This is a genomic window from Pseudomonas sp. 25 R 14 (assembly GCF_900004755.1).
In the GTDB taxonomy this organism is placed as follows: Bacteria; Pseudomonadota; Gammaproteobacteria; order Pseudomonadales; family Pseudomonadaceae; genus Aquipseudomonas; species Aquipseudomonas brenneri.
This window is the reverse complement of record NZ_CVTS01000065.1, coordinates 193,100-205,368: the sequence shown is the minus strand read 5'-3', so window position 1 is coordinate 205,368 and position 12,269 is coordinate 193,100. Positions and strand designations below refer to the sequence as shown.

10 protein-coding genes are annotated in these 12,269 nt (G+C 56.5%); 6 read left to right on the top strand and 4 right to left on the bottom strand.

All coding sequences use genetic code 11. The features are described from left to right. Nucleotides 1–7 precede the first annotated feature (7 nt). From BFQ03_RS24165 to yaaA, 4 genes are all read right to left on the bottom strand, one after another. Complete coding sequence (locus BFQ03_RS24165) at nucleotides 8–1,177, bottom strand: alginate biosynthesis protein Alg44 (protein ID WP_032860007.1); 1,170 nt, start codon at nucleotides 1,175–1,177, stop codon at nucleotides 8–10. 38 nt (nucleotides 1,178–1,215) lie between these two features. Next, on the bottom strand, nucleotides 1,216–2,697 hold the full coding sequence (alg8, locus tag BFQ03_RS24160) for a mannuronan synthase (RefSeq protein WP_162237641.1): 1,482 nt from the start codon (nucleotides 2,695–2,697) through the stop codon (nucleotides 1,216–1,218). A gap of 82 nt (nucleotides 2,698–2,779) precedes the next feature. Continuing rightward, nucleotides 2,780–4,096 carry a nucleotide sugar dehydrogenase gene (locus tag BFQ03_RS24155; protein ID WP_032860005.1) on the bottom strand — a complete coding sequence of 439 codons (1,317 nt, stop codon included), beginning with the start codon at nucleotides 4,094–4,096 and terminating at the stop codon, nucleotides 2,780–2,782. Nucleotides 4,097–4,981: 885 nt separating this feature from the next. Beyond that, on the bottom strand, nucleotides 4,982–5,761 hold the full coding sequence (yaaA, locus tag BFQ03_RS24150; RefSeq protein ID WP_032860004.1) for a peroxide stress protein YaaA: 780 nt from the start codon (nucleotides 5,759–5,761) through the stop codon (nucleotides 4,982–4,984). Between the two features lie 196 nt (nucleotides 5,762–5,957). Between yaaA and BFQ03_RS24145 the strand changes: the two genes are divergently transcribed. The 6 genes from BFQ03_RS24145 (at nucleotide 5,958) to BFQ03_RS30015 (ending at nucleotide 12,244) form a co-directional block, all read left to right on the top strand. Further along, entirely contained in the window at nucleotides 5,958–7,082 is a 1,125-nt protein-coding gene (locus BFQ03_RS24145) for a polysaccharide deacetylase family protein (RefSeq protein WP_032860003.1), read from the top strand. 323 nt (nucleotides 7,083–7,405) lie between these two features. Further along, on the top strand, nucleotides 7,406–8,800 hold the full coding sequence (locus BFQ03_RS24140) for a PhoH family protein (RefSeq protein WP_032860002.1): 1,395 nt from the start codon (nucleotides 7,406–7,408) through the stop codon (nucleotides 8,798–8,800). A gap of 86 nt (nucleotides 8,801–8,886) precedes the next feature. Then, nucleotides 8,887–9,360 (top strand): cyclic pyranopterin monophosphate synthase MoaC, encoded by a 474-nt coding sequence (gene moaC, locus BFQ03_RS24135; RefSeq protein WP_032860001.1) that lies wholly within the window; start codon nucleotides 8,887–8,889, stop codon nucleotides 9,358–9,360. Further along, entirely contained in the window at nucleotides 9,357–9,599 is a 243-nt protein-coding gene (moaD, locus tag BFQ03_RS24130) for a molybdopterin converting factor subunit 1 (RefSeq protein ID WP_032860000.1), read from the top strand. Before moaC ends, moaD begins: the two co-directional genes overlap by 4 nt. 2 nt (nucleotides 9,600–9,601) lie before the next feature. Beyond that, nucleotides 9,602–10,054 carry a molybdopterin synthase catalytic subunit MoaE gene (gene moaE, locus BFQ03_RS24125; RefSeq protein WP_032859999.1) on the top strand — a complete coding sequence of 151 codons (453 nt, stop codon included), beginning with the start codon at nucleotides 9,602–9,604 and terminating at the stop codon, nucleotides 10,052–10,054. Between the two features lie 165 nt (nucleotides 10,055–10,219). Then, nucleotides 10,220–12,244, top strand: coding sequence for a hypothetical protein (locus tag BFQ03_RS30015; RefSeq protein ID WP_139115732.1), 2,025 nt, complete (start codon nucleotides 10,220–10,222; stop codon nucleotides 12,242–12,244). Nucleotides 12,245–12,269: the final 25 nt, after the last annotated feature.

The window sequence follows — 12,269 nt, the reverse complement described above, 5'->3', positions numbered from 1 at the left end:
TCCTCGCTTACAAACCAGCAGCCATGGCTTTATCGATCAGCCAGTTCAGGGACGGGCCACGGTCGCTGGTCACTTCCACCGGGCGGCCGGCATAGAGGCTGTCCAACGGGGTATCGGGCTTGATCTGCACGCGGATGTCGGAAGACAGGTCGGCGCTGTTGAGGCTGGTGCTGCTGACGATGGTGCCGCTGCGCACTTGTTCCTCATCGGCCACCTGGAAGTTCACGCGGGTGCCTGGGCGCACATCAGCGAACTGACGATAGGAAAAGCGCGCCTCGACATTCGCCTGGCTGCCGCGCGGCACCAGTTGGAAGATCACATCACCTTTGCTGGCGTACTGGCCGTCCGCGACCAACTGCTGGGCGACGATGCAGTCGCAGGGCGAGGTCAGGGTGCCGGTCATTTGCTTGCCGAACAGCTCTTCGACCTTGGCCGGTTGCAGTTGGTCTTCGTCCAGATGGCCCTTGAGCACATCGAGCATGCTGGTGCTGAAGGTCGCCAGTGGCGCGCCTTTGGCGGCAACGCCGTTGTCCTTGATCAGGCTTTGTACGGTGCCGTCGCGGGGCATGGTTACGTTCATCCCCGGCACGTTGACCAGGCCGGCCTGGGCATGGCTGACGAAGTACATGCCGTACACCGACTTGAACACGAACCCGAAGGCTGCCAGGCCCACCAGGAAAATCGCCAGGCTGAAGGTCACGGCGCGCAGGCGGCCGAAGGCGCTCATGCCACTGCCACTGTCCTTGACCTTGCGCGCCTTGGTGAAGTTGTCGCGCTGCAGGGTTGCCAGCACGTCGCCCATGGTCACGATATCGCCCGACAAGTGCGAGGTGATCAGGTGGCGCAGGGTCGAGATGTCCTGGGCGTCGAGGTTCTGGAACTGGCAGCCGGTGCGGCCACTCTGGCGGTCGTGGGAACGCACCATCAATTCCACGTCCATCGCCAGGCCCAGGTTGTCGATCACAAATTGCAGGCGCGCCTTGTGCACATCACCGACTTTCAATGGTTGCTGGGCGGCATTGAAGGCCAGGCCGCCGGCGGACAGGTCGATGACACGCACTTCCATGGGCGTGCGGTCGGCGCCGAAAAAACGCAGCTTGGCCGGTATTTTTACCCGGGCGTGTTGGCGCTGGGCTTCGGATTCGTGGACAACGTTGGCGTTTACTTGACTGTTCATGGCGTACTAATTCCTAGGTTAATTCAGGCTTGGCAGGGTCAGACCATCATCAGCAACACGGCGACGAAAATGCTGCCGGCGGAGAAGGTCATGGTCCGAGACGACCAGGTGTTGAACCAACGTTGAAAGCTGGCCAAATCGCGGGTCAGTTTGGTGTCCTGGCGGGTCCAGGACTGTTGATCGAGGCGGAAGAACACGTAGATCTTCACCAGCGCGCCCATGATCTGGTTGTAATAGAGAATCGCCGGGTAGGCGGGGCCGATCTTGTGGCCGGAGCACGACAGCAGCAGGGTCAGGATCAGGCGGGTGATGCCGATCCACAACAGGTAGGCGAGGATGAACGCACCGCCGTACTTGAAGGTGGCGATGATTGCCACGGTCAGGCCCAGCAGGGAGGTCCACATCGACACGCGCTGGTCGAACAGCACCACGCTGGTAAACAGGCCCAGGCGTTGCATGCCCAGGCCCAGGGCGCGGGAGTTCTGACGCAGGTTGTTGCCGTACCAGCGGAACATCAACTTGCGGCTGGCCTTGATAAAGCTCTTTTCCGGCGGGTGTTCCACGGTGTTGATCGCCGCATCCGGCACGTAGAAGGTGTCATAGCCCAGGCGCATCAGGCTGAACCAACTGGACTTGTCATCGCCGGTCAGGAACTTGAAGCGGCCCAGGCGCCAGTGTTGCAGCGAGTCGCTTTCCACATCGGCAATAAAACCGGGGTCGGTGACTACGCTGGCACGGAACACCGACATGCGCCCGGTCATGGTCAGCACGCGCTTGGACAGGGCCATGGAGCACATGTTGATGTGACGCTGGGCGAAGCGCAGCTTGTGCCACTCGCTCATGATGTAGCCGCCGCGCACTTCGCAGAATTCGTTGGTGGTCAGGCCGCCGACATTGCCGAACAGCTGGAACCACGGCACGGTTTTGCGCACCACGCCCTCGGCCAGCACCGTGTCGCCGTCGATCACTGCAACCACGGCGCGCTCGTCCGGCAGATGGCGGGAGATCGCGCGGAAACCGAAGGCCAGGCCATCGCGCTTGCCGGTGCCGGCGATCCGCACGAAATCCAGTTTGACGTGGGCCGGCGGGTTCATCTTTTCCCAGAGGCTCTTGACCAGCAACTCATCGGACATTTCCACCAGCGAGCAGACCACGGTGGTAGGGAAACCGCACTCGATGGCCTCGCGAATCACCGAGCTGTAGACCTGTGCGGTGGTCAGCGCGTCGATGCGGAAACTGGTGACCATCAGGAACACATGGGAGGGGTCCGCCGCCTTGCCCAGCTTGCGCACTTTGCGCCGCAGGTGCGGGTAGACCACATAGAGGAACAGCATGCCGCGAAAGAAATGCGTAGCACCCATCGAGTAGCGCCAGATACCGACGGCGCCAATCAGGAAAATAAAATTCTTCGACTCGGAGTCGAACGTACTGGCTGGCAACAGCAGGGCGAGACCCATCAGCAGGCTCAGGAAGCACAGCCAGCCGGCGGATTGCAGTAGTACGTGTTTTAACTTGGACATAAGCGTCATCCGAAGGTGAAGAAGGCTTCGCGCTGCAAACGCTGGGGATGGGAACGCTGCAGCGCGAAACTTGCTGTTGCTGTTACCAACAAATGCCTTCGGTACGGCCCGTCACGCTGGTGGCCTTGGACATGAAGCCCACCAGGTCGACCACTTGCTTGCCGTGCGGGGCGTTCTGCGCCAGGGCACGGAATTTCTCGTCACGGTTGCCGAGGATGATCACGTCGCTGTTGTTGATCACATCGTCGAAGTCCGAGTTGAGCAGGGACGACACATGGGGGATCTTGCCTTCGATGTAGTCCTTGTTCGCACCGTGGACACGGGCGTACTCGACGTTGCTGTCGTAGATGCTCAGGTCGAAGCCCTTGCCGATGAGCATTTCCGCCAGCTCTACCAGCGGGCTTTCGCGCAGGTCATCAGTGCCGGCCTTGAAGCTCAGGCCCAGCAGGGCGACCTTGCGCTTGTCGTGGCCGGAGACGATGTCGAAGGCGTTCTGCACCTGGGACTCGTTGCTGCGCATCAGCGAGTTGAGCAGCGGCGCTTCCACGTCCAGGGCGCCGGCGCGGTAGGTCAGGGCACGCACGTCTTTTGGCAGGCACGAGCCGCCGAAGGCAAAACCCGGGCGCATGTAGTACTGGGACAGGTTCAGGGTCTTGTCCTGGCAGACCACTTCCATCACTTCGCGACCATCGACGCCCACGGCCTTGGCGATGTTGCCGATCTCGTTGGCGAAGGTCACTTTGGTCGCGTGCCAGACGTTGCAGGTGTACTTGATCATCTCGGCGACGGCGATGTCCTTGCGGATGATCGGTGCATCGAGTTCTTCGTACAGCGATTGCAGGACATCGCCGGAGGCTTTGTCGAACTCACCGATGACGGTCATCGGCGGCAGGTCGTAGTCGGCAATGGCGGTGGATTCACGCAGGAATTCCGGGTTGACCGCTACACCGAAGTCGACACCGGCTTTTTTGCCGGAGCAGTCTTCGAGGATCGGGATCACCACGTTGGCCACGGTGCCGGGTAACACGGTGCTGCGCACCACGATGGTGTGACGGGTGGTCTTGTCACGCAGGACAAAACCGATCTCGCGGCACACCGCTTCGATGTAGTTGAGTTCCAGGTCGCCGTTTTTCTTGCTCGGTGTACCGACGCAAATCATCGACAGATCGGTATCGCGGATGGCTTCGGCGAAGTCGGTGGTACCGCGCAAGCGACCGCTGGCAATGCCCTGGCTCAACAGTTCGCCCAGGCCTGGTTCAACGATGGGCGACTTGCCCGCGTTGATCAGGTCAATCTTATCCTTGGAGATGTCTACGCCGACCACTTCATGGCCCCGTGCAGACAGGCAGCCGGCACAGACTGCGCCCACGTAACCCAAACCAAATATACTGATGCGCATCGCATATACCTCTGTGTTTAACGAGCCATTAGATGGCTGGAGTTAATGTTTTAAAGCGTCACTCATGCATAAGGTTATGCCGTGAATAGACACAGCATTCCCGTGTACAGGTATGTTAAAAGTCGAGTGACTAACTAATGCACTCAAGTTGTGCGCAACTTGGCCTTGTTGTTGGGGCTTGCCCTGAAATGCAGCCAGCCTTCAGCGAGAAAGGTCTGGCGCCAGTGCCGCAAAGCCGTGATATGGGGATTAAGCCCTTTTCTATCAGTGCCTTGGGTTGTCTCACTGACCCATTTGGGTAGGCTCAGCCTTGGCCTTATAGGTGATGGTCATGCAACCTGATCGCCTGCCCTCAACTAAATAGTTGGTTGTTAGAACCGAAAGTAAACGTGTATGTGACAACTTTGCTACTTTCGGTGGTCGTTGTGTAAGTCATATCGCACAAGAGCAGAGATAATCGTTACCGGTGGTATGAGCGGCACTTGGGGGCATAGTTCCTGGCCGCTCATCCTGTTTTTCGAAATTTCTTGAAATATTGGCAAAGATGGCACTGGTACTATATTGATAGCACTTGCGGATTTGGCTAGTGGTTATAGGGAGTTGGCGCGGGGATATAGTTTTATGCCACTACTGTTTAAAAAAAGTGGTGCCACTACGAAAAAAACTGACGAATGTCGAGTGAAAGAAACGTTAGAGAATCTGAAGAAATATTTTTGACGCCAAAATAATGACGATTCTGCTGAAGGAATGTAGGACAAATGTGGGAGCGGGCTTGCTCGCGAAAGCGGTGCTTCAGTCAATCTATCCGGTGACTGATCCACCACTTTCGCGAGCAAGCCCGCTCCCACATTTTTATCCGCATTGTTCTTTAGATCGGGCAGCGCTTTATTCCGGTGCGTGATCGCGCAAAAACACCAGGTTATCCGGCTTGGACTGCTCGGCATTGAAGCGATAACCCTGCACATCGAACTGCTTGAGCTGGGCTGGGTCGTTGATGCGCTCTTCGATCACGAAGCGGCTCATCATGCCGCGGGCTTTCTTGGCGTAGAAGCTGATGATCTTGTACTGGCCGTTTTTCAGGTCCTTGAACTCGGTATTGATGATCCGCGCGTTCAGGGCCGGGCGCTTGACCGCAGAGAAGTACTCGTTGGACGCCAGGTTCAGCAACACGTCATCGCCTTGCTCGGCCAGTGCTTCATTAAGCCACTCGCTGATCTGTGTGCCCCAGAACGCGTACAGGTCCTTGCCACGGGCGTTGGCCAACTTGGTGCCCATCTCCAGGCGGTACGGCATCATCAGGTCCAGCGGGCGCAGCAGGCCATACAGGCCGGAGAGCATGCGCAGGTGTTCCTGGGCGTAGGTGAAGTCGGCTTCCTTGAAGGTCTGGGCATTCAGGCCGGTGTACACATCTCCCTTGAACGCCAGTAGCGCCTGCTTGGCGTTGGCCGGGGTAAAGGCCGGCGTCCAACTGCCGAAACGTGCGGCGTTGAGACCGCCGATCTTGTCGGATACGTGCATCAACTCGCTGATTTGCGCCGGGCTCAGCTCGCGCAACTGCTCGATCAACTCCTGGGAGTGGTCAAGGTATTGCGGCTGGGTAAAGCGCGGGGTCGCAGGCCTGGTCTCGAAATCGAGGGTTTTGGCGGGGGAAATCACCATCAGCATGAAGTCGTCTCCTGTAATCGTCGGGGGATTCTAGGGGGTAGGGCGGTTTGACTCCACCTATCAAGCCAATAGCCACGCAATTTCTGTAGGAGCGAGCTTGCTCGCGAAAAACGCCAGGGCACAGCGTGCATGCAGGATGCCAGTGTTATCGTTGACGTTCTTCGCGAGCAAGCTCGCTCCTACAGAGGGACCCGTTGTGCGAATTGCGCTTTTCTTATGCGCCTGGCTGGTGTGCCTGGGCGCCCAGGCGGCCAGTGTGGATGTCGCCAGCCTCGACCGCGGCACCTGGCCGGAAAAACTCAGCAGCCCGGCGCTGTTCGATGTGGCGTCACGCGCCGAAATCCTGATGTTCGCCAACACTCTGCTGGTCAGTGAGGCCCTGGACGAACCTGCGCTCAAGCAGCGCCTGGGCCTGAAGATCATCAACCGGGGGGCTGTCGATGACCTGCGTCGCCACCTGTGGCAACGGCTGCTGGAGAACTACACGTTCGCCCAGCAAAGCTGCGAGCAGGACGCCTCGTTCTGCTACCTGGTGGAAAACATGGACGACCTGCGCGAGCAGGCCGGCAAGTTTGAAGTCAGCGACCAATCCTTCTATATAGGCTGGGCCGGCCCCAGTCGCATGTTTCACCAGCGCTACCTGGACGAGTTGCTGCGCAAGGCCGCGTTGTTCCCGCAGATCAGCAGCGAAGTCGCGCGTTTTGGTGATTTCGAGCGCAATGGCGATGAGCTTAACGACCGGCTGTTCCTGCTGACCTTTGACGGCGGCCCGGCGCCGGTCAACGGTAATACCGACTGGCTGGCCGATTACCTGCGCAAGCAGAAAATGACGGCCACCTTCTTTGCCCTGGGCAACAGCCTGCAAACACGTCTGGAGAAAACTTCGGCCGCCGATGTGCAGGCGTTGTATCAAGGCCAGTGCGTGGGTATCCAGGGCTGGCAATATCGTTCCCACAGCCATTGGGTCGATTGGCAGGACTCCATCACCCGCAGCGCCGCGCTGACCCAGAACCTGCTGCCGGAAAACTACGTGCCGCTGTTCCGCCCGCCCTATGGCCAGCGCCGGGCCGACAGCCAGGGCTTCTTCCAGGCCCAGGGCCTGCAAGTGGCGCTGTGGGATATCGACTCCCAGGATGAGCCTGGGTCGCTCAAGGCCGAGGAGTCGGCTCATCGCGTTTTGACGCTGATGTTGTTGTGGCGCAAAGGTGTGATTGTGTTCCATGACACCCAGGACAAGGCACGGGTCGCATTGCCTCTGTTGTTACAGGCCACGGCGCAAAGTGGGTTGGGTTGGCAGGCGTGTCGGGAGGCGTTTCGCTGAAAAACGCAAATGCCCGGCCCTGTTGGGGATGAGGGGTTTCTGGGGCGATTTGCCGCGACATTTCGATGCAGGCGGACTTCCGACTTTAACGGTGCATCGGGCACTCGGCTAGTGCTATTCGTCATCCTGAAAAATAAACTTCAAAAAAGCGTCAAAGTGCTTTTTTCTGTCATGGGTTTTGCGGTATTACGAAGTCAGATCGCCGAAACCTGCACCACAGGTGGCGTCTTCCCAGACTCCCTTTGCGGTGTATCCGGCGGTCGAATCGAGGCGCAGCACTGTTGTGGTATTGCGTCGACTGGCTCCCACAAAGGTGACCGAGTATGGATGATCATGGACGTACCCCTTCTTCCGACCAGCCAATCCTTTATGTGCTTGATACCAACGTATTGATCCACGATCCAAACGCGCTGCTTAATTTCGAAGAACATCACGTCGCCATCCCCATGATCGTGCTTGAGGAGCTCGACAAGCTCAAAAGCGGGCACCATAGCGTGGCCGCCGAATGCCGCCAGGCCATCCGCCTGATCGACAAGACCCTGGGTGAAGCTTCGCCTGAGGATGTTGAAGTCGGCGTACCGATCCAGCGTGGCAAGGGCGACCCCAAGGGCTTGCTGTCGATCCTGATGAGCAAGCGCAGCGAGCCCAACAGCCTGCTGCCGGAAAACCTCAACGACAACAAGATCATCAACCAATTGATCGACCTGCACGCGCGCGACAAGGACCTGCGCCTGGTGCTGGTGACCAAAGACATCAATATGCGCCTCAAGGCACGAGCGTGTGGGATCGCGGCCGAGGACTACAGTACCGACCAACTGGTCGATGACGTGTCGATGCTGTCCCGTGGTTATCACACCATGACCGGCTCGTTCTGGGACCGCGTCAGCAAGGTCGAGACCCGCCAGGACCATGGCCGCACCTGGCACCAGGTACAGCTGATCGACAACCTGCCGGCGGTGCATATCAACGAATTCATCATCGACGAACAGGGTTTTGTGGGCTGGATCAAAGAGATCCAGGTCGACAAGCTGCTGATCCTCGACCTGCATCAGGAACCCCTGTTGCACCAGGAGGCCTGGGGCCTGAAACCGCGTGACGTGTACCAGAGCCTGGCGCTGTACGCGCTGCTCGATCCGGACATCCACCTGGTCAACCTGACCGGTGCTGCCGGTTCCGGGAAAACCATCCTCGCCCTGGCCGCCGCCATCGAACAGACCATGGTCACCAAGCGCTATCGCCGCATCATCGCTACCCGCAGCGTGCAGGGCCTCGACCAGGAAATCGGCTTTTTGCCCGGCACCGAGGCAGAAAAAATGGAGCCGTGGCTGGGGGCGATCACCGATAACCTCGAAGCCTTGCACATGGATGATGAAAACACCCATGGCAGCGTCGACTACATCCTCAGCAAAGTGCCGTTGCAGTTCAAATCCCTCAACTACATCCGGGGTCGCAGCTTCCAGCAGAGCCTGATTTTGATCGATGAGTGCCAGAACCTTACACCGCACCAGATGAAAACCATCATCACCCGTGCCGGCGCCGGTTCCAAAGTGGTGTGCCTGGGCAACCTGGCACAGATCGACACCCCTTACCTGTCCGCGACCAGCTCCGGGCTGACCTACCTGACAGAACGCTTCAAGGACTTCCCGAACGGCGTGCACATCGCCTTGCAGGGCGTCCCTCGCTCGATTCTGGCCGAATACGCCGAATCCCACCTGTAGCCGTCAGTGTGGGAGCGGGCAAGCCCGCTCCCACATTTTGATCTGCGTTGGGTTTACAATCGGGGCTTCTGATCAGGAGTATCCCCGTGCTGACTCATCTCGATTCCCAGGGCCGTGCCCATATGGTCGACGTCACCGACAAAACCGTGACGTTCCGTGAAGCCGTGGCCGAAGCGCGGGTGCGCATGCTGCCCCAGACCCTGCAAATGATCGTCGACGGCGCCCACCCCAAGGGCGACGTATTTGCCGTGGCCCGCATCGCCGGGATCCAGGCCGCGAAAAAAACCAGTGATCTGATCCCCCTGTGCCATCCGCTGATGCTGACCGGGGTCAAGGTTGAACTCGCCGCCGAAGGGGAAAATACCGTGCACATCGTCGCCCGCTGCAAGCTCTCCGGCCAGACCGGCGTGGAGATGGAAGCGTTGACCGCCGCCAGCGTCGCCGCATTGACCATCTACGACATGTGCAAGGCGGTCGACCGGGGCATGACCATCGAAAACATTCGCCTGCTGGAAAAACTCGGCGGCAAGAGTGGGCATTTCAAGGCGGATCAAGCATGAGTATCAACGTACTGTTTTTTGCCCGCTACAGCGAAGCGGTAGGCCTGGACTCGCTGGAAATGGAAGGCAACTTTGCCACGGTCGATGCCGTACGCCAGGCGTTGGCAGGTGATCCAGGTTTTGAGGTGCTCAACGAGGCCAGCTTGATGTGTGCGCGCAACCAGGAACTCTGCACCCTCGACGAGCCACTGCAGGCGGGCGATGAAGTCGCGTTTTTCCCACCCGTGACCGGAGGCTGAACATGGCCATTCGTGTACAGATCGAGGCTTTTGACCCCGGTGCTGAAGTCAACGCGATGCACGCGGCCAATGTCGGCGTGGGCGCGGTCGTCAGCTTTGTCGGTTATGTACGCGACTTCAACGACGGTCTCGACGTGGCGGGCATGTTCCTCGAACACTACCCCGGCATGACCGAAAAAGCCCTGGCCAAGATCGCCATCGAAGCCGAGCAGCGCTGGCCGCTGCTCAAGCTGGAAGTGCTGCACCGCATCGGCGCCCTGGAGCCCGGCGAGCCAATTGTGTTCGTCGCAGCCGCCAGTGCCCATCGCCAGGCCGCGTTTGATGCTTGTGCGTTTGTGATGGACTACCTGAAGACTCGGGCGCCGTTCTGGAAGAAGGAAAATACCAGTGAAGGGGCGCGGTGGGTTGAGGGGCGGGACAGTGATCATGTGGCGGCGGGGCGTTGGAAAGCCTGATTGTTGATTAGTCGATGGTGCCTGTATAAACAAGCTGCCACGTCTGTGGTTTACGGTTATGACGATTGTTGAAGTTATTTCGAATTGAGCTACTTGACTGTCAATTCTGACAGTTATCTTCTTTGAATTTTTAGGATCTACTTTTTCCAAGGATCTGGCATAAAAGTGCGTGCTTTTTGGCTGGTTTCTATTATTTCTTCGGATAGAAATTCATGGGAGAGCGAGATGATCAGGCAATCGGCTAATATGAAACTTGCACATTTTAATGTCAGGTTTGCTGACGGTACTGATTATACGGATGCGCTTTATGCCAATGGGCATCATCAGCTTGAAATCGTTGTTGAGGTTATAAAGGAGGTCGTCGGCCGGTTTAACACTTGGGGTAACGTTCCGTTGACTGATAGTGAGCGTGCGAGTGTAGAAATTGTACCGGTACCAACGGCATCTGATGAGAGTAAAGCGGTCGGATGGATATGTGATACGGAGAAAAATAAATACGATCCAGGGCTTTGGAATCGTACAGGGGAAGATTTAAGTGAGCGAGTACCAAGAAGTGTTGTTGCCGATCCGCGCATAGAAATTGTCAAGCGATACATACGTGTTGAAGAGAATGCATCTCTCGAACCTATGCAGTTCATGGCGACAATTATCTTGGATGGGGAAAACGTCACCAATAGCTATTCCGAATGGCCGACGGATTTTCAATCATCGGTCTTTGTTGCGCCTGTCCTGCCGCCTGAGTTGCTATCTACCGAGCTTACAGAAACGGTCGACTATAATGCTTTTAATGTGGTTAATAAACTCGATGTGGATGTGTACTACTGGAGTGGTGTAAATGGTTTGCGTTTTGTTGATAATTATGGATTGATTGAACCGTTGTTTGTGCCGAATGAGGGGTTGATGTTTCAAACTTCTTATGGTTTTTCGGGGATATTTAAAGGAGGGGTTTTCAAAAATCCAGCCGCACTATATTGGTATTTAGATACGGTCCACCAGCAGCTTCCTGATATAGAACCGGGCTCAAATCCGGTCATTCGGCGAATAAATGCTAGCATCATGTGTGCAGCTAAGCTTACAACGACGATACCTGAGCTTCCGCATCTTGATTCAAAAAGTAACTGGCGGCTTCGGGACAATTTCGGAACACTCCATATATTCAAGATAGTGCCGTATGAGAGTGGCAATCGGTTGTCGATAGTGCCCGTACCACTGAAAAGGAAGGTTCATTTTTTCCGCATCACACTTCCCAATGGGCAAGATTCAACTAACGCTCTTTATGCCAATAGCCGACATCAGTGTAAAGTAAGCATTGAGGTCGTTGTGGAGCGTGAGACGGTAGATGGTGGATGGGAGGCTGTACCCTTAACCCCCGAAGAAAAAGCCAGTGTGACGGTGACGGCTTATTCGGCGGATGTGAACCAGCCGCTTCCGCTAGGGTGGGCGTGTGATACGAATAAAAATATATATGAAATCGGTCTTTGGGAACGTAGTGCAGAACCTGCAGGAGAGCAAGGCCCGCAAAGGCATGCAGACTCACCAGCTTCAATAGAGGTCATTGATCGTTATATGCGGCTGTTGGCAGGCTCTTCTGTTGAGTCTCGACGGTTTATGGCTAAGATAGTTGTAGGCGGCAAGGTCTATACAACTAACTTCAAGGATGGAAGTTCGGATTTCAATAGTTGGTTGCATATCTCCCCTCAGCGGCCTTATCGAGTGAAAGTTGCTGATCTTCGGCAGACCAGGGATGACCCATTTTGGGATGGGGTTTGGAAGATTGATATTGATGTTTATTATTGGTTGCCTCCTTCGGGTTTGAGGTTTGTCTCCCAGTCAGGACTGGATGCGCCTCTGCAAGTTAGTCATGAGGGGGATTATTTTCATACATCCTTTTGCCAAAGGTCGGGTAGGGTTTATAGAAAGGTGGGGGTGGTTGTCTCTAAGAATATACCCGGATTGAGGCTTCGTTATAATGATATTCATCGGGACGCCCCCGGTCATTGGGATAATCCCTATATTGAGTTTAATCGTGTGAATACAATCATGCGTGCGGTATGGTTTTCTACAGAAAGACCCATCAGTCAGGGAAATGCCGGAACACCTTGGCGCTTAATAGATAACTATGGTTGTGAGCACTCATTTGTGATACGTGAAGACTGGAATACAATTTTGCTGGCGGATTATGAGAATTGACTTGGGTTTTATTAGTGTAGGGAGC